At 61.4% G+C, this 23,239-nt stretch carries 18 protein-coding genes; 10 read left to right on the plus strand and 8 right to left on the minus strand.

The features are described 5' to 3' along the window. Nucleotides 1-355 precede the first annotated feature (355 nt). Complete coding sequence (locus tag HK28_RS05005; RefSeq protein WP_233140361.1) at nucleotides 356-1,357, minus strand: LacI family DNA-binding transcriptional regulator; 1,002 nt, start codon at nucleotides 1,355-1,357, stop codon at nucleotides 356-358. A gap of 165 nt (nucleotides 1,358-1,522) precedes the next feature. On the opposite strand from HK28_RS05005, the gene HK28_RS05010 reads away from it, so the two are divergent. From HK28_RS05010 to HK28_RS05050, 9 genes are all read left to right on the plus strand, one after another. Next, a complete protein-coding gene (locus HK28_RS05010) occupies nucleotides 1,523-2,809 on the plus strand; it encodes an MFS transporter (RefSeq protein WP_086643522.1) in 1,287 nt (428 codons plus the stop codon). Then, on the plus strand, nucleotides 2,806-3,318 hold the full coding sequence (locus HK28_RS05015; protein WP_233140362.1) for a gluconokinase: 513 nt from the start codon (nucleotides 2,806-2,808) through the stop codon (nucleotides 3,316-3,318). Before HK28_RS05010 ends, HK28_RS05015 begins: the two co-directional genes overlap by 4 nt. Before the next feature lie 28 nt (nucleotides 3,319-3,346). After that, nucleotides 3,347-5,173 carry a phosphogluconate dehydratase gene (gene edd, locus HK28_RS05020; RefSeq protein ID WP_369823600.1) on the plus strand — a complete coding sequence of 609 codons (1,827 nt, stop codon included), beginning with the start codon at nucleotides 3,347-3,349 and terminating at the stop codon, nucleotides 5,171-5,173. A gap of 17 nt (nucleotides 5,174-5,190) precedes the next feature. Beyond that, a complete protein-coding gene (gene eda / locus HK28_RS05025; protein ID WP_086643537.1) occupies nucleotides 5,191-5,835 on the plus strand; it encodes a bifunctional 4-hydroxy-2-oxoglutarate aldolase/2-dehydro-3-deoxy-phosphogluconate aldolase in 645 nt (214 codons plus the stop codon). Between the two features lie 214 nt (nucleotides 5,836-6,049). Further along, on the plus strand, nucleotides 6,050-7,633 hold the full coding sequence (locus HK28_RS05030) for a carbohydrate porin (RefSeq protein WP_086643524.1): 1,584 nt from the start codon (nucleotides 6,050-6,052) through the stop codon (nucleotides 7,631-7,633). A 95-nt stretch (nucleotides 7,634-7,728) separates the two neighbouring features. Beyond that, the gene (locus HK28_RS05035; RefSeq protein WP_233140365.1) at nucleotides 7,729-8,850 is read left to right on the plus strand and encodes an aldose epimerase family protein; all 1,122 of its coding nucleotides are present in this window, start codon (nucleotides 7,729-7,731) and stop codon (nucleotides 8,848-8,850) included. An 87-nt stretch (nucleotides 8,851-8,937) separates the two neighbouring features. After that, entirely contained in the window at nucleotides 8,938-11,364 is a 2,427-nt protein-coding gene (locus tag HK28_RS05040; RefSeq protein WP_086643526.1) for a glucose/quinate/shikimate family membrane-bound PQQ-dependent dehydrogenase, read from the plus strand. After that, nucleotides 11,340-11,798 (plus strand): transposase domain-containing protein, encoded by a 459-nt coding sequence (locus HK28_RS14230; RefSeq protein WP_233140363.1) that lies wholly within the window; start codon nucleotides 11,340-11,342, stop codon nucleotides 11,796-11,798. Before HK28_RS05040 ends, HK28_RS14230 begins: the two co-directional genes overlap by 25 nt. Before the next feature lie 171 nt (nucleotides 11,799-11,969). Next, on the plus strand, nucleotides 11,970-12,959 hold the full coding sequence (locus tag HK28_RS05050; RefSeq protein WP_086643527.1) for a hypothetical protein: 990 nt from the start codon (nucleotides 11,970-11,972) through the stop codon (nucleotides 12,957-12,959). Between the two features lie 707 nt (nucleotides 12,960-13,666). Here HK28_RS05050 and HK28_RS05060 read toward each other — a convergent pair. The 6 genes from HK28_RS05060 to HK28_RS05085 form a co-directional block, all read right to left on the minus strand. Beyond that, nucleotides 13,667-14,950 (minus strand): NAD(P)/FAD-dependent oxidoreductase, encoded by a 1,284-nt coding sequence (locus HK28_RS05060; protein WP_086643529.1) that lies wholly within the window; start codon nucleotides 14,948-14,950, stop codon nucleotides 13,667-13,669. A gap of 81 nt (nucleotides 14,951-15,031) precedes the next feature. Beyond that, entirely contained in the window at nucleotides 15,032-16,534 is a 1,503-nt protein-coding gene (locus HK28_RS05065; RefSeq protein ID WP_086643530.1) for an aldehyde dehydrogenase family protein, read from the minus strand. Nucleotides 16,535-16,859: 325 nt separating this feature from the next. Continuing rightward, nucleotides 16,860-18,158 (minus strand): allantoate amidohydrolase, encoded by a 1,299-nt coding sequence (locus HK28_RS05070; protein ID WP_233140364.1) that lies wholly within the window; start codon nucleotides 18,156-18,158, stop codon nucleotides 16,860-16,862. Between the two features lie 166 nt (nucleotides 18,159-18,324). After that, nucleotides 18,325-19,041, minus strand: coding sequence for an MgtC/SapB family protein (locus HK28_RS05075; RefSeq protein WP_086643531.1), 717 nt, complete (start codon nucleotides 19,039-19,041; stop codon nucleotides 18,325-18,327). 147 nt (nucleotides 19,042-19,188) lie between these two features. Further along, entirely contained in the window at nucleotides 19,189-19,521 is a 333-nt protein-coding gene (locus HK28_RS05080) for a hypothetical protein (protein WP_086643532.1), read from the minus strand. A gap of 754 nt (nucleotides 19,522-20,275) precedes the next feature. Continuing rightward, nucleotides 20,276-20,860 carry a hypothetical protein gene (locus HK28_RS05085; RefSeq protein ID WP_198945794.1) on the minus strand — a complete coding sequence of 195 codons (585 nt, stop codon included), beginning with the start codon at nucleotides 20,858-20,860 and terminating at the stop codon, nucleotides 20,276-20,278. A gap of 201 nt (nucleotides 20,861-21,061) precedes the next feature. On the opposite strand from HK28_RS05085, the gene HK28_RS05090 reads away from it, so the two are divergent. Then, nucleotides 21,062-21,949 (plus strand): ADP-ribosylglycohydrolase family protein, encoded by an 888-nt coding sequence (locus tag HK28_RS05090; RefSeq protein ID WP_198945795.1) that lies wholly within the window; start codon nucleotides 21,062-21,064, stop codon nucleotides 21,947-21,949. Between the two features lie 232 nt (nucleotides 21,950-22,181). Here the strand turns inward: HK28_RS05090 and HK28_RS05095 are convergent, their stop codons facing one another. Continuing rightward, nucleotides 22,182-23,174: a nucleoside hydrolase gene (locus HK28_RS05095; RefSeq protein ID WP_086643535.1), complete on the minus strand. Its 993-nt coding sequence runs from the start codon at nucleotides 23,172-23,174 to the stop codon at nucleotides 22,182-22,184. Nucleotides 23,175-23,239: the final 65 nt, after the last annotated feature.

A 23,239-nucleotide genomic window follows, 5' to 3' on the forward strand; every position in this document is an offset into this window, starting at 1 on the left:
GGGCCCCCCCCCCCGCCGCATCATCACCGCCACGGGCCGCCGGACGGCCGGGATGGACCGCCGCCGCCCGATGGGCCGAAGCCCCCGCCGCCTCCGCCCGGCGCGGATCATGCGCTGCCGATTGCGCCGTCCACGCAGGACGTGGGGCAGACGCCGCACCAGTGAAGAGGCGCGCGAGGGCGTCTCGTCAGTTAACGTAACAGCGGCCGTTGTTCCGCGTCTTCCTTCATTAGTGGAAGATGCGGAATAACCAAAGATCACTCCTCGCCAATTATATAAGAAATACACGATTTTATTTAAATATTTATTATATTTATACTACAAAAATCATAATAGAAAAGCACAGCAACACTCTCTAGGTGCTTTCCCTCGCATGTAGCGTGAACCCCAGATCGAGCCGGGCAGCCTTGGGTGTCCGGCCGCACATCAGGTCCAGCAGCATCTCGGCTGATTTCCTGCCGATCTCATAGCGTGGCGTGGCGACGGTGCTCAGCGCCGGCACCGTCCAGGCTGAAGCCGGAAGATCGTTGAACCCCGCGATCGCAAGCTGCTGCGGCACCGCGATGCCGCGCCTCTGGCAATGGAACAGCGCGCCTTGCGCCAGGTCGTCATTGCAGAAGAACACCGCTTCAATATCCGGGCGCTCCTCCAAAACGCGGTCCAGGAGCGCGGCGCCAAGGGCTACCGAAGACCGATCCGGCACCAGCAGTTCGTAGGGGGCGTCCAACCCGACTTCCTTAAGCGCGCGCCGGAATCCGGCCCCGCGCGCCAGGGTCCGCGGGTCCAGTTGCGCCGCCACAAAACCGGTTCGCCCATAACCACGTCCCGCAAAGTGCCGCGCGATGGCGGCGCCACCTTCGTCCTGCGAAAAGCCCACGGAATAGCTGCCCGCCTCACCACTCAGCTCCATCATTTGCACGACCGGCAACGCGGGGGTCTTCAGCAGATTCAACGTTCCCGGCAGATGGTCGATGCCGGTCAGCAGCACGCCATCCGGCCGGAACGCCAGCAATCCACGCAATTGCCGTTCCTCTTCCGCTGGAACGTAGTTGGTCGTCGCCATGATGATTTGATAGCGCTCCTCCGACAGCACCGCGTCGATGCCGGCCAACATTTCCACAAACACCATATTGGTAATGGATGGGACCAGCACCGCGACATTCATGGACCGCGCGGAGGCCAGCGCGCTGGCCGCGCGGTCCGGCACGTAGCCCAGAGCCGCCGCTGCCTTCTCGATCCGCGCCCGCAGATCAGGACTCAACCGGGCGGAGCCTCGAAACGCGCGGGAGACACTGATCATGCTGGTGCCGGCCGCCGCCGCCACATCTTCGATCGTCACGCGGCCCTTGACGGGCATGCGTGGTTTCCGGCCGGCCATCGATCAGGTGTCCCTTCAGTTTCCGCTTTACAGACAAAATATGTTAGCGTTAACAATAAGCTCAAAATCAATAATCAAGGTACGAACAGCAGCTTCATAAGCAACAATCAAGAGAAGCTCCATAAACAACGTATCGGGGGAAGTATGGCCAGCCTTTCCGGGCAGGTCCCACGGCGCCGCTGGATTATCGGCGGGCTGCTCGGTGGGGGCGTGCTTGTCAATTATATCGATCGCATCAATCTCTCGGTCGCGGCGCCGCAGCTCATGGCGGAGTTCCACCTCACGCCCACTGATATCGGACTGCTTTTCAGCGCTTTCTTCTGGTCCTACGCGCTGCTGACGATCCCGGCCGGCATGATCCTCGACCGGTTCGGGGTCACATCGGTCGGGCGCTGGGGCGCGTTCCTGTGGTCCATTGCCTCTGCGGCGGTGGCATTCGCCAGCGGGTTCGGCGGCATCTTCATGGCCCGCCTGCTGTTAGGCGCGGCCGAAGCGCCCTGCTTCCCCGCCAACGCGAAGGCCACGGGCTACTGGTTCCCACGCCAGGAGCGCTCTGTCGCGACCTCGCTCTTCGACGCAGCGGCGAAATTCGCCAATGTCATCGGCGTACCCCTTGGCGCATTCGTTGTGGTGAATTTCGGTTGGCGTTGGGGTTTCGGCGTCACCGCCGCGCTGAGCTTCTCTTATTTCGTAGCCTATTACTGCATCTATCGAGATCCGTCAGCGGATGAGAACCTCTCGCGCGAAGAGCACGCGTATATCCTCGACGGCGGCGCCACCCCGGAGGGCGAATCTGCGAGCAGCGCGGGCTCCATGCTGGTTTACCTGCTCCGCCAGCGGAAAGTCTGGGGCCTGAGCCTCGGCTTCGCAGCCTATGGCTACACCTTCTACCTCTTCCTCACGTGGCTGCCGGGCTATCTGGTGCAGGCGATGCACATGAGCATCCTTGAATCCGCCGGTTACGCCGCAATTCCGTGGGCCTGCGCCACAGTGTCGGACATCGTGTTCGGCGGCCTGCTGGTCGACCGCCTGATCGCGGCCGGGCATGACGAGACCAAAGTCCGCAAGACCGTGCTGGTTGTCGGGATGCTGTTCGGCCTCTGCGTGTTCAACGCCACACAAACCACCGATCCCCGTTGGGCGATCTTCTGGATATCGATCGCCCTGTCCGGTCTCGCCGCTTCGGCCCCCATCGGCTGGTCCATCCCCTCGCTCATCGCGCCAAAGGGCGGCACCGCCACCATTGGAGGGATCATGAACTTCCTCAACAATATGATGGGCGTCATCGCGCCGATCGTCACCGGGCTTATCGTCGGCGCCACCCATCATTTCGAGGCTGCGTTCCTCGTCGCTGGCGTGATGCTCCTGTTCGGTATCTTCTCCTATGTGGTCGTCCTGGGGCGGATCGAACCGATCCCGTCGCCCGCATGAGCGCGGTGCGCTTCATCGTCGTCATGGGCGTCTCAGGCTGTGGAAAATCCACCGTCGCGGCACTCCTGGCCGGACGATTGGGCTGGGAATTCATCGAGGGCGACGCCCTCCACCCTGCCGCAAATGTCGAGAAGATGCGTCTTGGCGTCCCGCTGGACGATACGGATCGCGCGCCCTGGCTCCAGAAAGTGGCCCACACGATCCAGGATTGGCGGGTTGCGGACAAGACCGGCATCATCGCCTGCTCAGCTCTGCGCCGACGCTACCGCGAGACCATCGTCAGCGGGGCGGACGATGTGCGCTTCATCTATCTGCGCGGCAAGTCCCCGCTGATCGCGGAACGTCTCGCCGCCAGACAGGGTCACTACATGCCTGTGAGCCTGCTGGAGAGCCAATTCGCCACGCTCGAAGAGCCCGACCCGGACGAGCCCGTCATCACGATCGACACGGGAGCGCCGGCTGGCGAGCTGGTGACCGAAGTGCTCGTCACATTGCATCTGGCGGCCTGACGGGCCGGCCAGGGGAGTCCATGAGATGATACATACCGTCCTGAACGAGGTCACCGCCCGGATCATCGAGCGAAGCCGTTCTTCGCGCGAGGCTTATCTGAGGCGCCTCTCCGACGCCGCGAGCAACGGGCCCGTGCGTCAGGCCCTGGGCTGCGCCAATCAGGCGCACGCCTTCGCGGGGTGCGGCACGTCGGACAAGGAAAGACTACGCGACGGGCCGGGGGCGAGCCTCGCCATCGTGACGGCCTACAACGACATGCTCTCCGCCCATCGCCCTTACGAGAGCTATCCGGAACTGATCCGCGAAACCGCGCGGGCGGCGGGTGGAGTGGCGATGGTGGCGGGCGGCGTGCCGGCGATGTGCGACGGGGTCACGCAGGGCGGGCCCGGAATGGAACTGTCCCTGTTCTCCCGTGACGTGATTGCGTTGGCCACCGGCGTCGCCCTCTCCCACAATACGTTCGACGCCGCCTGCTTCCTCGGCATCTGCGACAAGATCGTACCGGGGCTGGTCATCGGGATGCTCGCCTTCGGCCATCTGCCGTCGGTGTTGATCCCCGCCGGTCCCATGCCGTCCGGCCTGTCGAACCCCGAGAAAGCACGCATTCGCCAGCTCTATGCCGAAGGCAAGGCCACCCGCGCCGACCTGCTGAAAGCCGAAGGCGAAGCCTATCACGCCCCAGGCACCTGCACGTTCTACGGCACCGCCAACACCAACCAGATGCTGGTGGAAGTCATGGGCCTGCACGTGCCAGGCGCAGCCTTCGTCCAACCCGACACGCCTCTGCGCGAGGCGCTCACCCGTTTTGCCACACAGCGCGTCCTTTCCCTGACGGCGCTTGGCGATGAGTATGCGCCTGTCGGGCGGATGCTCGACGAGCGCAGTTTCGTCAACGCCATCGTGGCGCTGCATGCCACCGGAGGTTCGACCAACCACACCATCCATTTGCTGCCCATGGCGGCGGCGGCTGGAATCATCCTGACCTGGCAGGATCTGGCGGATCTCGCCGCGATCACACCGCTGCTCTGTCGCATCTATCCCAACGGGCATGCGGACGTGAACCATTTTCAGGCTGCTGGCGGCACGCCCTTCCTCATCCGCGAGCTACGCGACGCCGGGCTGTTGCATGCGGACGTGGAGACTGTGATGGGCCGGGGCCTGGAGGCCTACGTGAAAGAGCCCTTTCTCGATGACGGTGCGCTCGCCTGGCGCGACGCGCCGGCGGCGAGCGGCGAGGAGACGGTGCTGCGCCCGGCCTCCAGACCCTTTCAGCCGACCGGCGGTCTGGCGCTGCTGAAGGGTAACCTCGGTCACGGTGTGGTGAAGACCTCCGCCGTCGCACCGGAGCGTCACGTCATCGAAGCTCCGTGCCGCGTGTTTGCTTCCCAGGAGGCCGTGCAGACGGCCTTCAAGGCAGGCGAGTTGCACGGAGACATGGTGTTGGTCGTCCGTTTCCAGGGGCCGAAAGCCAATGGCATGCCGGAGCTGCATAAGCTGATGCCGCCGCTGGGTGTCTTGCAGGACATGGGTTTCAAGGTGGCTCTGGTCACGGACGGCCGCCTGTCCGGCGCGTCGGGCAAGGTGCTCTCCGCTATCCATGTTACGCCCGAGGCGCTTGAGGGTGGACCGCTGGCGAAGCTGAGGGACGGTGATATCGTCCGCGTCGACGCCGTCGAGGGCAGCCTCGACGTCCTGACGCCGCAAGCCGAATGGGACGCCCGGACCGACAGCGTCGCGGATCTCACCTCTGGTCATTACGGTACGGGGCGGGAACTGTTCTCGCCGTTCCGTCATCTGGTCGGCCGCGCCGATCACGGCGCCAGCATCTTTGCATTTCATGAAGAACCGGCATGAACCGGGGAGGAGTTAGCATGAGTCAGGGTCATATTCAGGACGGTCTGGAGCACATCCTGCGTCTCGCCCCGGTGGTCCCCGTGGTGATCGTAGAGAGCGTAGCAGAGGCCGTGCCGCTAGCCCGTGCCCTCGTGAAGGGCGGGTTGAAGGCCATCGAGATCACCTTGCGCACCTCCGCGGGGCTAGATGCGATCCGCGCCGTGGCGGCGGAGGTGGAGGGGGCTGTGCCCGGCGTGGGCACCGTGCTGACGCCCGCCCAATACAGGCAGGCCGCCCAGGCGGGAGCCAGATTCGCCGTCTCGCCCGGCGCCACACCCAGACTGCTGGACGCGGCGGAGGACTCCGGCCTCGCCCCGCTGCCGGGCGTTGCGACAGCCTCCGAGGCGATGGCGCTGATTGAGCGCGACTATCGCTTCGCGAAGTTCTTCCCTGCCGAGGCGGCGGGCGGGGCGCCATTCCTTGCTTCCATCGCCTCCCCTTTGCCGCAACTGACCTTCTGCCCTACCGGCGGCATCACGCCGGACATCGCGCCGAGCTACCTGAAACTGCCCAACGTCATCTGCGTCGGGGGCTCCTGGATGGTGAAGCGTAGCGTGATCGCGGCGCAGGACTGGGACGCCGTTACCCGCGCCGCCGAACAGGCCGCAGCAATAACTGGCTGAGTGACGAGTTTCGTTTCACGCAAGCCGCGCTACCGATATTCGGTGAGCGCGGCTTTGTTTTTTGAGCCAATATTTAAAACAATCATTTGATATAAAATGATTTTACAGAGGCCACTTCAAAATCACTTATTCGTGTCCGATCCGCCGATCACCTTTGCAGGATCTCTTGTTAGCGTTAACATGATGCTCATAATGAACATTAATAAGGTTGTGAATGACGAGTTGTGCATTCAGGCAGTGGCGTAACACGAAGAGAACAAGCGCGGCGGCGCTGATCGGATATTGCGTTGCAGTCAGCGCGTCGGCTCACGCGCAGGGCTCAGGACCATCCCCCACCCAGCACGATGACAGCGGGCCTCATGAGGCCGTGACAGAGGACGCGACACCCAACCAGTCATCGTCCGCGTTGGCCATCTCAGCGGACGATCCACCCACCCTTTTCGGCAATCCCTATAACCGCGCCCCGTCTTCCCTGGGTACGACCCGCCATGCCGTGACGCCGGTCCCCGACAAACCTTTCTTTCCGGCGTCGTTCCAGGACTGGCTGAAGCAAACGACCATGACCGGCGACTGGGGTGGCGAGCGCGTGCGGCTCCAGAACGAAGGTATCAACATCTTCGGTCATTATCTCGAGGACAGCGCCGGAAACCCGGTCGGCGGCCGCGGGCGTACCGTGCGGTACGCTCATGAAGTAGCTCTTGGGGCCGATGTGAATTTCGCCCAGCTCACGGGCCATAATATCGGAATCTTCCATGTCCTCCTGACTGAGCGCGCCGGGCAAGGTATCGGCCAGCAACTGCCGGCTCTGAACAGTCCGCAGGAGATCTTCGGATCGGGAGAGACGATCCGTTTCACGCGGCTCTCGTTCGAAAGACAGTTCGGACGATATGTCGACGCCGAGATCGGGTGGATCAATACGGAAAACGACTTTGCTCAGTCCACGACCCATTGGGGTATGAATCTGTATTGCCAGTTCCAGACGAATGCGATCTGCGGTATGCCACAGGCGATCGCCAGCAATTCCGGTTATGGTTATTACCCGACCGCGCACCCCGGCGCATATATCAAGGTCTTTCCTTTTGGAGATCAGCGCATGCTGGTCTCCGCCGGCATCTACAACGTCGATCCGACGATCTCGAATACAGGCTATGCTTGGAAGATGGGGCTGCACGGATCGACGGGCGCTTTTCTGCCGTTCCAGATCGGCTGGCATTTCGGCGGCACAGACACGCACGGCGCGTTGCCGACGAATATCAAGGTCGGCGGCTATTGGGACACCTCTGAAGTCAATAACGTCTACGGCCAGTTCAGAGGATTCCAGATCGCCGGGGTAAACGTAGGCAACCTGCCGATCGAGAAGGTCCGCGGCCGGTTCGGCGGATGGTTCGAGGGCGACCAGATGCTGCAGCGTGACCGCGCAGATCCGAACCGCTCGACGATCGCGTTTCTGTCCTTTACGTGGGGCGATCCCAGAACGGCGATCGCGCCCTATTACATCACCTGGGGCGTCGTCCGGAAAGGCACGTTCTGGAACCGCCCGAACGACACGATCAGCATTGGCGGAAAATTCAATTTCGTAAATCCCAAGCTTGGGATTTACGCCGCCGATCTTCAGCGGCAGGGTTACACTGACATTCTCAAGCCCAGCGGCGAGCATGCCGGTGAGATCAACTACGGCTATCGCCCGGCCCCCTGGCTCACCCTGCGTCCGGGCGTCCAATATATCTGGCATCCGGGTGGCACGAACCGCTACCGCAACGCCCTGCTGCTCGACATGGAAATGGGGACGACGTTCTGAGCCTCGCTATCCATTCTGTTGTATTCAAATTGCAAGGATTCATCCCGATGTCGGTTCATCTTTCCGCTCGACGCCACATCAGACGCCTCGCCGTGATGGGGACAATTTTCTCGTCCGCATACGGTGTCGCGACCGCAGCGCCTACGGTGTCCGTGGCGCCCTGGGGGCAACTGTCCGATGGGAGTCAGGTCCAGATCGTGACCTTGAAGAACGACAAGGATGTGACGGTACGGGTCATCACCTATGGCGGCGTCATCCAGTCGGTCGTTACCCCGGACCACGAAGGGCATCTCGGCGACATCGTGCTCGGCTTCGGCAAGCTTGAGGGATATACGGTCGACTCCGCAAAGGGGGGGCTGTTCTTCGGCGCCATGATCGGCCGTTACGCCAACCGCCTCGCGGGCGGCGACTTCACGCTCGATGGCAAGAGCTACCATATCGCCGTGACGGCGCCGCCCAACGCGCTGCATGGAGGCAAACAGGGCTTCGACAAGAAACTCTGGACGCTCGCCGGGCGCCGGGTGGACGGCAAGATGGCGTCCGTCACGCTGGAACTCGTCTCGCCGGATGGCGATCAGGGCTTTCCTGGAAAGCTGACGACGAAGGTCACATACAGCCTTGATGACACCAACGCCCTGACGCTCCATTACACGGCGACGACCGACGCTCCGACAGTCCTCAACCTGACGAACCATAGCTATTGGAACCTCAATGGCGAGGGCTCCGGGTCGATTGCTCCGGAAATATTAAAGATCGACGCCAATCGCTATACGCCCACCGATCCGACGTCGATCCCGACGGGCGAGATCGCGCCCGTCGCCGGCACGCCGCTCGACTTCACCAAGCCTCGCGTGATCGGCGACCGCCTGCGCGATTCTTCCGCCCAGATGATGTATGCGCGCGGATATGACCACAACTGGGTGATCGACGGCCCGGCCGGCGACGCCCCTCGACAGGCGGCCCATCTTTACGATCCTCGCTCCGGGCGGTCGATGGACGTCCTGACGAGTCAGCCTGGCCTGCAGGTCTATACGTCGAACTCGCTGGACGGCGGCTACGCCGGTCTGTCCGGCAAGGCCTATCGCCAGACCGACGCCATCGCCTTCGAGGCAGAGCATTTTCCCGACAGCCCGAACCATCCGTCATTCCCGACGACGGTGCTCCGTCCGGGGCAGACGTTCGATTACACGACGATCTACCGGTTTTCGAATCAGTGAGATGATCGATCGAAGCTGTGTAGGGCCTGGCGTAACAGCGCGTCGGCGCCGCGCCCATTCTTCCAATCCGACAGTCCTGGAGACGACATGAACACGCTCCCTCGCGTACCGAAGCCGGTTGTGCTGACGGCGCTCCTTGTCGCGTTGATCGGCGTCGCTCTCACCATTGGTGGGGCATGGCTGTCGACGTACGGCGACACGCCCTATTATCTCATCTGCGGCATTGCGATGCTGGCGACCGCTTTTCTCCTCTATCGCGGCAAGGCGGCGGCTCTCTGGGTCTATGCGGCGATCACGCTCGGCAGCCTGATCTGGGCCGTCACCGAAGCCGGCTTCGATTTCTGGTCTCTCGTCCCGCGCAGCGACGTGATCGGCATTGTAGGCATATGGCTGCTCCTGCCGTTCATCAGGCGTCCGCTGGGGGCCACCCGCGCAACGGTCGCCCCGCTTGGCGCCAGTCTCGTGCTGACGGTCCTGGTCATCGCGTTCTCACTGACCCAGGACCCCTATTCCGTTGACGGCGCGATGCCGACACAGGTCGCCAACGCCGCCCCTGGCGACGCCGCCGCGATGCCTGATTCTGAATGGCACGATTGGGGCCGCACACAGTATGGCAACCGCTTCTCGCCCCTAAAGCAGATTGACGCCTCAAACGTGGGCAATCTGAAAGTCGCCTGGATCCTGCGGACCGGCGACCTCAAAACGGCGAATGATCCCGGCGAGACGACGAACGAGGGCACGCCTGTCATGGCGAACGGAACCCTCTATCTGTGCTCCACCCACCAGAAGCTGTTCGCGGTCGACGCGACGACCGGCAAGACGAAGTGGGTGTTCGACCCCCATCTCTCCGTCAATCCCGGTTTCCAGCATCTGACCTGCCGCGGCGTGACCTATCACGCCACGCCCGCGAGCGCACTGACGATTGACGGGCAACCCGCACCGAACGAGTGCGCGCACCGCATCTTCCTGCCGACCAATGACGGCCGCCTGTTCGCGATTAACGCCGATGACGGCTCGCGCTGCCCCAGTTTCGGCGCCAACGGCGAACTCAACCTGCGCGATGAGGGTATGCCCTTCACGCAGGCCGGCGGATGGGAGGGCACGTCCCCACCTGTCGTCACCGACAGGCTCGTCATCCAATCGGGCGCTGTGACGGATAACGGCTCGGTGCATGAACCTTCGGGCGTCACCCGAGCGTACGACCTCTACACCGGCAAGCTCGTCTGGGTCTTCGACACAGGCAATCCCGATCCGAACCAGATGCCGGGTCCGGACCACAAGTTCGTGGCGAACTCGCCGAACTCCTGGATCACCTCGTCCTACGACGCAGCGCTCAACCTGATCTACATCCCGACCGGCGTGCAGACCCCCGACGAATGGGGTGGTAACCGCGACCAGAATTCCGAACGCTACGCCTCCGGCATCCTCGCGCTCAACGCCGATACCGGCAAACTCGCGTGGTTCTACCAGACTGTTCATCACGATCTTTGGGACATGGACGTCCCCTCGCAGCCGAGTCTGGTCGATATCAAGCAGAAGGACGGGACCGTCATCCCCGCGATCTACGCACCGGGCAAGACGGGCAATGTCTTCGTTCTTGACCGCCGCACAGGAAAGCTGATCGTCCCCGCTGACGAACTGCCGGTCCCGCAAGGCGCCTCGCCCGGCGATCACGTCTCGCCGACGCAGCCTTTCTCCGACCTCTCGCTCCGCCCGAAGGCGCTCCTGACAGGCGCTGACATGTGGGGCGGCACAATGTTCGACCAGTTGGTCTGCCGGATCGCCTTCCATCAGTTGCGCTACGAGGGCACCTTCACGCCTCCCTCGACCCAGGGCACGCTGGTCTTTCCTGGCAATCTCGGGATTTTCGAATGGGGCGGCCTCGCCGTCGATCCGCAGCGCCAGATCGCGGTCGCCGACACCCTTTCGCTGCCGTTCGTTTCGCGCCTTGTGCCGCGTGGGCCGAACAATCCGCTCTGGCCGTCTCAAAACAACGCGGGCGGAACCGGAGGAGAGAGTGGCATCCAGCATAATTACGGCGCGCCATACGCCGTGGAACTCAACCCGTTCGTCAATCCGTTGCTGGCGAAGGTTGGCCTCAATATGCCCTGCCGTAATCCGCCGTGGGGCTATATGGTCGGCATCGACCTGACCACCAACAAGGTCGTCTGGAAACACCGCAACGGCACCATACAGAACAGCCTGTATGGAAGCTCGCTACCGATCACGCTCCCGCCGGTGAAGATTGGCGTGCCGGCGCTTGGCGGGCCGCTGGTCACCGCGGGCAACGTGGCGTTCCTAACGGGCTCGATGGACTACTACATCCGCGCCTACGACGTGACGACGGGCAAGGTGCTGTGGCAGCAATCGCTTCCCGCTGGCGGGCAGTCCACGCCCATGACGTATGCCGTGAACGGCAAGCAGTATGTCGTTTCCTATGTGGGCGGTCATGGTTCGTTTCCGACCAAGCTGGGCGATTATCTGATCGCGTGGTCTCTTCCCGAAGGGAAATAACAAGCCCACTGACGACGGGCCAAGCGGAGCAAACATGCTCCGCCACTCTCGGGCTTTGTGTCCGGTCCGGTGCTGTCCTTACTCATGAGGACAGCACCGGACGCCGGAAAGCCCATCATAAGATTTCCATCGGTTCGGAATATCGCTACGGCGCGTCGGGAGTTAGCAGCGTCGCCGAGCGCATAAATCTCGACGCCAATCCGCCGGAACGGGCCATTCGACCTGTGACGCTCGGTCGCAAGAACGCCCTTTTTTTCGGCAGCAAGGATGGCGCCAACCGGTGGGCAATCGTTGCGTCACTGATCGCAGCGGCCAAGCTTAATGGTATCGAGCCGTTTGCATGGCTGCGCGACTTAATGACACGCATGATCGACGGACACCCTGCAGCCCGGATCGGCGAGTTGCTCCCATTGCCCCAAATCGCCAGCAGCTGATTTGGGGGGGATTTTTGTCGGTCCGGTTCTGCGTTGCGGTATGTGGAGACCGGACGTTTGGTTCATGCTGTATTCTGCGCCGCGCGGATGCGATAGGCAATCCGTACAGCGCCCCAAACTCTTGGAGATAAGCGAATGTGCCGCACAGGAAACTGGTGCTAGCCTCAGGAGATGAAACAAGTCGATCTCTCCAAACTGGCCGCCATTCCCTACCTCGATCTCTCGAACCATCAGGGGCGGACACTCAGTTCGCTATGCTTCTATGATGGCGACTGGAAGATGTGGATCAGCGCCGGCGATCAGCTAATCCAGACACGCGCGTGGCCTGCCGAGTCATTTTATTTCGCGAGGGTGCCGGAGCGTCCGTCAGATATCAGCCTTCAGATCCTCAACTTCATAGCCCAACGGGCTTCCTTTCCGGAGTTGATGAAGGCGTTCGTCGGCTTTCAGGAAGATATCTTCAACGTATCTGCCTCACTGGCCAAGATGGGCTTTCTCCATGCGCACCGTGACACGATCAAGCACGGGATCGGGCGCATGGCCACAACTGAAGTTGAATACATATTGTCGGTATGCAGGAGCATGTTCGACCTTTTACAAGAGATGGTTGGCCACATTTGGAAGAGCATTCAGCTTTTTGATGCATCAATAAAGAAGAAGCCTCTGAAGGAGAGTTTCTCCGATATGATCTTGCTGTCAGGCAAACCGGCTAGCGCAATCCAAATCAGTGAACGGTTTGGACTTCCGGCTGCCTTGGCCGACGTTTATGTTGGACATTCGCAATTCTTCCTAAACCTCCGTCGGATTCGCGACAATATCGTTCACCGCGGCTCTCAGGTGCAGACAATATTCACTGGAGAGGGAGGCTTCTTAGTTTCTGGCAACTTACGGCCTTTCCCGGACTGGGACATTTGGCACGATGATGAGAGAGAACCAAACGGCTTGGTTCCAATTCTCCCGGCACTCGGTCTTGTCGTCCACCATACGCTGAAGGCTTGCGAGGAATTCTTTCATACACTGGAACAGGTAGTAGCGTTCCCCACTTCGTTGGTTCCAGGAATGACATTTTTCATGAGAGGATATTTCAACGACGACTTTGTATCGATCCTCCGAGATGCCGCGCAGAGAGAGACCGCCAGCCGAAACGCGCAAACTGGGTAGATGCATCATCTTTCCTAACTCGGCTAAACAGAGGGAGAAATGGCGCGGATGCCTGCTTATCGGTTGCACAGTTTTCACAGAGAACGACAAATATGCAGGCGAATCCTGCTATTAATCGTGCGATCTTCGGACGCTCACATGTTTGTTGGCGTTCACCAGGATCGCGCGGAAGCACACAAAAAAGCGCAGATCAGGCCGTGGGACGGTCCCGTAGCGGACAGACCACGAAGATCCATGTCACGCTTAGGCCGCCGGAAGGCTGTGGCTCTTTCTCTGACGTTCGGACAAAGGCTCAGCGCCACCGAAGCAGAGCCTTTGTTCGATGAAGCCGACCCCAAGACCTTGACCGCCGACAAGGCTCACGGCGCCGATCTATTCATTACAAATTTGGAGCCCGACAGGTCGCTCCGGTTGTTCCGCCAAGGACAAACCGGCGCAATCAACGGAAAAAACAGCTTTCCGCTTTGTAAAAGCAGAAACATTATCGAACGCTTCTTCGCCAGGTTGAGGCCGCGCACAGACGCTGCGACAAACTGCAATCGACCTTCCTTACTTTCGCTCAAGTCGCTGTCGTTAGCATAGAATTTAACGACCGACACCCCTTAGCCTCTACCTTGCTGAGGCTAACGCACTCTGATTGCGGCGAGGGCAACGACTGGCCTCGCAAGAGAGGTCAGCCGATATCCGCGCGCCAAGTCCTCGTGCTCTTAGTCAAGACGGGCGGACGGGCGAGCCACTGCGTCGACCAGATCCGCCAGCAGCGACATCATCCCGCGCCAGAAACCATAAAGCTCGATCTGATGCTGGCGATACAGCATGACGTGGCCCAGCCGCGCGGCCAGCCCCCTCATCCAGCCGCCACCGAAGACACCGCCGCCCGGCAGCGTGCCCCAGCCGTTGTAATCGCCCAACGCCACGATCGCGCCCTTGTTGCGAAACACGCACGACGGAACAGGCTTGCCTGAGCGGAGCAGCGCCGGGATATGCCGCGCCAGATGGTGCGCCTGCTGTCGTGCGACCTGCGCCGTGGGCGGCAGAGGCTCGTCCGCGATATAGGAGCAGTCGCCCATCGCAAAGATCCGCTCGTCGTCGATGGATTGCAGGTTTGGATGAACGACGATCTGCCCTGAACGACCGAGCGACAATCCGCCATATGCTTTGGTGACGTCGGGCGCCTTCACGCCCGCAGCCCACACCCGCAGCGTGGCGGGAACGTGGGTTCCGTCCTTGAGACTGAACCCTTCTGCGTCGGCGCCAGACACCATGGCGGAGGTGCGAACGGTCACGCCAATGCGTTCCAGCTCCTTTTGAGCCGCATCCGACACGCTTTCGGGGAAAGCCGGGACGATCCGCGGTCCGGCTTCCAGCAGCGTGATCCGCATTTTCGGCGGCGACGCGCCGAACGCGTGCAATTCGACAATTTCAATCGCCTTGTGCAGCTCCGCGGCAAGCTGCGTGCCCGTCGCGCCGCCGCCGACGATGGCGATATTAAGCTCGCTCCCCGTCGCATAGGCGCGAAGAAGCTCCATACGAAATTTTTCGTTGAACCCGTTCGCTTCGACAAGATTGTCGATGAACAGACAGTGCTCCGCCACGCCGGGCGTGCGGAAATCATTGGCGCAGCTGCCGATGGCGAAGATCAGCACATCGTACCCGATCGTGCGGCTCTCGAGAACCACCTGACCATCCGACGCCTGTAGCGGACCGAGCGTGATCTCACGCTTTTCCCTATCGAGACCGACCACGTCGCCCGGCCAGAATTCAAAGTTATGGGCGCTCGCCTGCCCCATAAAACTGATACGGTCGTTCTCGTTTGACGCCGTGCCCGCTGCAAAGCAATGCAGCATCGGCTTCCAAACGTGCGAAAAGCCGCGATCGATCAGCGTAATACGCGCTTCACCCTGTTTCCCGACCGTCGCGCCGAGCCGCGTCGCCAGAGCAAGCCCGGCGACTCCGCCGCCGACAATGACGATTCCGGTTTTCGACGACATCAGTTCCGATACCTCTTCGCTGTAGAAAACGCCCCCTTGCCGGGGGCTGGACCGGAGCGGGAAACGCCCCGGCCGACCCAATCAGAAGAAACCGAGCTTCTTCTCGCTGTAGCTGACCAGCAGGTTCTTGGTCTGCTGGTAGTGTTCAAGCACCATCTTGTGCGTTTCGCGGCCGATCCCGGATTTCTTGTATCCGCCGAACGCCGCGTGCGCGGGATAGACATGATAGCAGTTAACCCAGACGCGGCCAGCCTGAAGGCCCCGTCCCATGCGGTAACAAGTGTTGGCGTCGCGCGACCAGACGCCGGAGCCAAGGCCGAACTCTGTGTCGTTGGCGATGGCCAGCGCCTCCTCCTCCGTCCTGAACGTCGTCACCGCAAGAACAGGTCCGAAAATTTCTTCCTGGAAGATACGCATTTTATTGTTACCCCGGAACACGGTCGGCTGCACGTAGCATCCATCGTTGAAATCAGGGCCAAGATCCGGCGTCGCGCCTCCGGTGAGAAGCTCTGCGCCCTCTCCTTTGCCGATGCCGATATATTCGAGGATTTTCTGCTGCTGCATGGTGGAGTTCTGCGCCCCCATCATGGTCTCGGGATCGAGCGGGTTGCCCTGTCGGATCGCCTTCACACGCGGAAGGGCGCGTTCGATGAAGCGTTCGTAGATATCCTCATGCACCAGCGCACGGCTAGGGCAGGAGCAGATCTGCCCCTGATTAAGCGCGAACATGGTGAAGCCCTCGATCGCCTTGTCGAGATAGTCGTCGTCGTGGTCCATGATGTCGGCGAAGAAGATGTTCGGCGACTTGCCGCCCAGCTCCAGCGTAGCCGGGATCAGGTTTTCCGCAGCGGCGTGCGCGATCATCTTGCCCGTCGGCGTCGAGCCGGTGAAGGCGATCTTGGCGATGCGCTTGCTGTTGGACAGCGCGGCGCCGACGTCGCGGCCAAGGCCATTGACGATGTTCAGCGTTCCCGCCGGGAAAAGATCGCCGATCAGCTCCATAAGGACGAGAATGCTGGCGGGCGTGGTCTCGGCAGGCTTCATCACGATGCAGTTGCCCGCGGCGAGAGCCGGAGCCAGCTTCCACGAACCCATCAGGATCGGGAAATTCCACGGAATGATCTGACCGACGACGCCGAGAGGCTCATGGAAATGATAGGCCACCGTGTCTTCGGTGATCTCGCTCAGAGCGCCTTCCTGTGCGCGGATACAGCCTGCGAAATACCGGAAATGATCGATGGCGAGCGGAATGTCGGCCGCCAGCGTCTCGCGGATCGGCTTGCCGTTGTCCCAGCTTTCCGCGCGGGCCAGCAGGTCAAGATTGGCTTCCATCCGGTCTGCCGCCTTCAGCAGCGCGAGCGAACGTTCGGTGGCCGACATGCGCGACCACACCGGGAACGCCTTGTGTGCCGCATTGAGCGCGAGTTCGATGTCCTCAGCCGTGGACTGGGGGACTTCGCAGATGACCTTTCCGTTCACCGGCGAGGAGTTTTTCATGTACTCGCCCTTCACGGGCGCCTTCCACTCTCCGCCGATGAAATTCTCATACCGGGACTTGAAGGGTGGTTCCTGATTCACGGCCATATTGGCGCTCCGTGGTTCTGATCGAAGCCATTCCGGCAGGACGCCGGATCGAACAAACAGGACCATTTTGGTCTTGTTATCTATATACGTCGCTATATAGATAATTGACCCGTCGCAAGGGGGACCTTGATCACGCTGACGTGAAAAATGGCACTGAGTGCCATTTTGTGCGGAAATTCATAGACTTGCAATAAACGCAATCCTGATACGCAAATAACTCGACGTGGCGTCGCCCAGCGCCGCCCGAAGCCAAGCAGGCTCCCATACACATACCCGCTGCACTGGCGATGCGTCGCGCGAACCTGCCGACCGGGAACAACCTCTGCTACGGCGACCTGAATCGCGGATTTTGCGCAAGCTCATCGGCGAACCGGATCATTGCCGCGAGCGCCAGTTCCACGTCATCATCGCGAACAGATTCCGCCGGATTGTGGCTGATCCCGCCTGCGCAACGAATGAACAACATGGAGACCGGCGCGATCGCCGCGATGTTCATCGCGTCGTGCCCCGCCTGACTGACGATCAGAGGCGGCTCATAACCCGCGACATCCCGCACGGCGCCTGAAAGCGTTTCATTCAGCATCCGGTCACAGACGGCGCCCGCGAGTTGATGCCGCTCCTCCACCGCGTGACCGACGCGCCGCTCGGCGCAAATCGTGGCGGCGGCCGCGAAAATCTCCGACGCGGCCCGATCTCGGGTCTCACGCAATGCCGCACGCAGATCGAGGCTGAACGTCACGGCGCCGCTCACGATATTCGTCGCAGAGTTCTCGCCGGTCGAAAGCCAGCCCACGGTCGCCACCAGATCGACCGGCCCGCGTGCGGCGATCTCTTCAATGGCCAGCACTATAGCCGCCGACGCCGTCAATGCGTCCCGACGCTTGTGCATCGCCGTGCCGGCATGAGCCGCCATCCCTTCGACCGTGAAGTAATAGCGCGCCTGCGCGGCAATGCTGCTGACCACGCCGAGCGGCAATCCCGCCTCTTCGAGGGACGGCGCCTGCTCGATATGTGCTTCCAGGTAGGCCGCGACTTCCCCCGGAGCACGGTAAGCGTCCGCGAACCGATCCGGATCAACACCCCAGTCCGACAACGCGTTGACCAGAGACACGCCGCCGCGATCCGAAACCGCCAGGGCGTCGGGCGGCAACACGCCTGCCACCGAACGTGAACCGAGCATGTAAGAGGGAAAGCGCGACCCTTCCTCGTCCCCGAAACCGATTACCTCCAGCGCGAAGGGCAGTCTGCGCCCGGAACGATGGAACGCGTCCACCAGTTCGATGCCCAGCATGACGCCGAGCATTCCGTCATAGCTGCCGGCGTCCTTGACGCTGTCGACATGCGAGCCAAGCAGCAACGCGGGCGCCTCTGGCGTCACCCCTTCATATCGTCCCAGAATATTTCCGGCAGGGTCGAGAGAGACAGTCATTCCCGCCTCTTGCATCCAGCGGGTCGTGATCTCGCATGTCGCCTCATGCCCCGGACCGAGAAACGGCCTGAAGAGATGATCGCGCGTATCACTGAACGGCCAGCGACTGAGCAGATCGCACCGCGCGACCGCACGCGCTCCACCCGGGTCCATCGCCGTCGCTGCGGCAAGCGCGACCTCTGCGTGCCGCGTCATAGCCCGACGTCCGGTTGCGGGAACAGCCACGTCGGAGCAATGACCGAACGCGTTCGATCGGGCAGGAAATAGGACATGACCGCAAAGATGACGCGCCGTTTCAGGAAAAGCAATCGAGCGGCCTGCAGCAAGGGCTGTACGGTTTTCTCCGTCAATCGCAGCGGGCTCAGTTCTCGCGCGCGGTCAGCCAGGTCGCGTGTGTGACGCCGTTTTCCGTCTCCAGGAACTCTACCACTCGGTCCAGTTCCGCCGTCTCGACGACACTGCTGCTCAGGACAGCAGAAATTTCGACGCTTCCTTCCCCGCGATCCGACAGAGTCACGTCGGCGACCGGAAAGCGCGCCGCCTCCAGCCGGTCGACCAACAGGTCGCGCAGTAATCCGGCGTGCATCTGATCGGTCAGTAGACTGACGGAGTAAGTCGCCTCGGCGGATCGCCCTACGACCGGCACACGGTCGATCGCCTTGACCAATGGCCTCAGCAACGTGTTACCCGCGATGATGAACAGGGTGAGCAATCCGGCCTCGGCCACCAGATCGGCGCCAGCGCAGGCCCCTACGGCGGCGGAGCACCACAGCGTCGCCGCCGTGTTCAGACCGCGTATATTGGCCCCATCCTTCATGATGACGCCTGCGCCAAGAAAGCCCACGCCGGACACGACATAGGCTATCACGCGCACCGCGCCGTCATTGCCCGTCAGGCGCACGGCGAGATCGACGAAGGCGGCTGCGCCAAGCGCGACGAGAGCGTTAGTGCGTAGTCCTGCCGTCCGTTGTCGGTATTGCCGCTCCGCTCCGATCAGCGTCCCAAAAATGAACGCCGACAGGTAACTGGCGCAGGTGTCGAGAAAAGATTGGGGATCGAACGTGGCGATGAAATGCATCGGGCGCCTCTACCGCCTTGGCGAACGCCAGAGGGGCGATGCGCCGTCGCGTGAACGAGGCGAACCGTGACCAGAGGCGACGGCGGCGTCAAGCGACAAACACGTGTCACATGACACCGCGATGGACGGCCTCTGAGATGCGCGCCTTTACTCGTTCCTCAAGGCGGACGCTTCTTCCTCGCGCGTGCCGAACGGGGTTTCGCGCAATTCATCGCGCTCATTCATGCTGCCGCCTGGATCGCCAAGGTTGTCCTGCAGTCGCGCATCCTCGATCGGCCGCCCGTCCGGGCCTAGCGGAACAGCCGGATCGACAGGCTCCTGCCCCGCTTCCGGGTTTATCTCCATTCCAACAAGGTCACCCGCCGCCTCCAGATAGCCCTCCGGCCCGCAGGTCGGTTTTCCGTCAGCTTCCCACAACGCCTTCGCTCGCGCCTTGATCCGCGCCTGCCGTGCCGGCGACTCTTCCAGAGGATTTTGCATGTCGTTTCTCCCTTGCGACGCCGCCTTTCGGACGAGTGCGACCGAACGGACAAGCACGTTCAGAGAGTATAACGCATCAGGTGTCGATCCGCGCGCTCCTTTTGCTGCGCACTTCCTCTTGATAGATTACCGCACAAAAACGCTTCTGCGGGGTAGTTTGCGAGCCACGGTCAATTTGCCGAGTTCGAACTCGGTGCGCAAAGTGATGACCCTACCTGCGCGGCCGTTGATTACGGAGAGCGTTCAACGCATCTTCCGTTTTACCGATAGATACTCAAATCTTTCTCGTTCAGAACGGCCAAAACGAATTTCATCAGACGCTTTGGCGCTATAACATCAACGCCTAAGCGGCCGTCTGTAACTGCAATCACTTCATGCGGCCACGACGACCACCACCTGCTTTTCTTGTGCCTCCAGACGTTATTTTTTATTTCCTAAAAAAAACTTGCCCGACGCAAGGTCGTTTCGACAGCGCTGGCGTCAGTGCGCATAACTGCAATCCGGAGCGGGCGCGCTCGAAAGCACTGCACCCAAACCCCAACAAACGCCCCAACCAATTCGGGAAACACATACTCAGGACCACTGAGCATATATAGGAAAACACAAATAGCGAGCAAAAACCCGGCTACGGAAAGTGCTTCTGCAGCCCCGTAGATGGGAAATATCAAATCGCGAAAAACTCCATAACGGGATTTTATTTTGTATTCCCCTGCCTCAAACAAACTCTTTCTCCACCGAAAGATCCCTCTGGCTATCACTGCGCAGGAAGCGTCCACTCCATAAGAGCCCGTTCGATCGCCGCCCCGTTTTTATCCATCCAGGCCGACGCCTCATGATTAACGCCGGGGCTGACGCCGTAAAATCTATGGGAATAAATCGCCCCCATACCGCCGCTTTCGACCAGTTGAAGACGGGCGAAGGCAATTTCAAGCACGTTCACGTCAGATAACGCCGCTTCTGCGAAGTAAATGGCTGGCTTCTCGGCTTTCGCCTGAACAGCGTCAACTTTCAGGATTTTTCCGTTCTTCTGGTATAGCGCAACCGTGTTGTTGGCTATCTCCGCCATGCGATCTGCTGAATGTGCGTCCGGATACCGGACGATCGTCATCATCTCCAGCCACTTCTGCAGATCTTCCTGCCCTTGGGGCGTGAATTCTTGCTGATTTCCACCCTCCCACCGGAACAGGTAGTCGGATCCCCTGAATGTAAGGCGATCAGTCACCGCCCCGGCCCCCTTCGCTTCGACGCTCATTACTGGAAGCATGGCGCAAACCAGAGACGATCCGCAACACGTTTTAAGGAACTCCCCTCGGGAGATACGAGGCATCGGCTTGGTCATTGAATGATCGTCTTTCGAAGCTTTGCCTGCGCGATTACTGTCACGCAGTGGGTCACAGTCGTGTTCAGCAGGCTGACACGCGACATAATTACGATCATGACTGGCGCCTGACTGAGGTCAAGCATTTGTCCGCCTGAATGAATTCAGTCTATTCGACATAACGTCCGCAGCGTGGCCGAATACATGCATGGAGAGACTTTCGTGACCGAAAATATCAAGCCCGGCTCAATCGAAGACCGCGCCGTCGGCGCATTCGTGGGCCTCGCCATAGGCGACGCACTCGGAACGGCAGTCGAGTTCCAGCCCCGCGGGACCTTCGCACCAGTCACCGGGATGCGCGGCGGCGGCGCGTTTGGCCTCAACCCGGGAGAGTGGACCGACGACACATCCATGGCGCTCGCACTGGCTGACGCTTTGCTGGAGAACCCTGATCTGACCGATCCGGCCGGCGTCATGAACCGCTGGCTAAGATGGTACATATACGGCGACTACAGCCATAACGGGCGGTGCTTCGATATCGGGATTCAGACATCGGGCGTTCTGAGGAATTGGGAGACCGAAGGCCGCCTGCCCGCCCTTGATACAGACAACGCCGGCAATGGCGGAATCATGCGCCTCGCCCCTGCAGTTCTGGCGCATCTGGACGACAGGAGCGCCGCCATCGACACGGCGCGCCGACAGAGCGATATGACGCACCGCAACGCCTCATGCCGGGCGATCGCGGGCAAAATGGCGGCCATTTTATTCGACCTGATTCACGGGAGGACGGAGCCGGTCGCGCCGCCAGAGATTGCCGCCCGCGCAGAACGCGATGTGCAGTCGACCGGCTATGTCGTGCACACGTTCGAGGCGGCTCTATGGGCCTGCGCGCCCCAAGACGGATTTGCGGAGATCGTGTTGCGTGCCGTGAATCTTGGCGACGACGCCGACAGCGTCGGAGCCGTGGCGGGACAGATCGCCGGAGCCCGTTACGGCCTTAGCGCCATTCCCGCCGACTGGCTCGCCGACCTGGCGTGGCGCGACGATATCATCGACAAGGCGCGATCCTTGGTTCGGAACAGTCATAGGGGCGCAGGCGCCACCTCGTAATAAACGCGAGCCGACTGACGAAACGCCAGCGGCGGCGAACGCCGACCGGTCGCAGCTCTACCTGCCGCCATCGTTGATCTGCGTTCCCACCTTAGATTTTCTTGAAAATAATAATTACATCAATGAGTTAATAGAGAAGATCGAAGAGCGACTGCGCGCCGAAACAGATTACAACGGACACTCGGCCGCCATCTTCCCGACCATCCGTCACACCGCAACAATCACACCTTGATTACGCGCCCGGGACCTCAAGAAATTTCGGAGCAACTGTCCCGCCGCTTCCATCGTCTTTGAAACGCGCCAGCAACTCTGCGATCGCGTCATACAACGCGTCCGCATCTCCTTCGCGCAGGAACTGAACGTTCTTCGGCAGATCGGTCACGCCCCACCAATCGACGACGGTCATGCCCATGGTTAGCTCGCTTGCCGTCTCCACCTGCACATTGACCAGCCGCCCGCGATACAGATCCGGGCGCAGCAACCACAGAACGGTGTTCGGGTCATGCAGCGGGCCGCCGTCCGTGCCGTATTTCGTCGCCTCGAACCGCTTCTCGAAGCGCAGCCACCCCGCGACCACCGACCCCACGCGATTCCCGATCGCCTCGAACCGCGCCAGACGAGCGGCGGATGTGTGCAGGCTGTGCGTCAGGTCGAGCGGCGCCATCACAAGCTCGACGCCGGAACGCAGGACCATGTCCGCCGCATGCGGATCGACATACACGTTGAACTCGGCGGACGGCGTGATATTGCCGACCTCGGCGAAGGCGCCCGACATGGTCACGATACGCCGCAGCCGTGTCCTGAGCGCAGGCTCGCGCGCGAGCGCCAGAGCGACGTTCGTCAGCGGACCTATGGCGCAGATGGTCACCTCGCCCGGCTCGTTCTCCATCACCATACGAATAATGAAATCGACCGCATGGCCGGGCGACGGCGCGCGACTGGGCAGCGGCAGGTCCGCGCCTTCGAATCCGGTACGCCCATGGACATGGGTTGCGTCCACTCTCTCGCGTAGCAGCGCTCGCTCCGCGCCCGCGTGGACGGGCACGTCCGGCCGTCCGGCGAGGTCGAGAGCCTTGAGGGCGTTCTCCGTCGCCTGCGCCACGCCGACGTTGCCCGCGACCGTGGTGACGCCCAACAGTTCGATCTCAGGGCTGGCGAGCGCCAGCAGAATCGTCAGCGCGTCGTCCTGACCGGGATCGGTGTCGATGATGATCTTCGTGGCCATGGTCGCCTCCGTTGTGCCGTTGGGCGTTGGGCGTTGGGCGTTGGGCGTTGGGCGTTGGGCGTTGG

Origin of the sequence: Acetobacter sp. DsW_063 (assembly GCF_002153745.1) — a bacterium.
Taxonomy (GTDB): domain Bacteria; phylum Pseudomonadota; class Alphaproteobacteria; order Acetobacterales; family Acetobacteraceae; genus Acetobacter.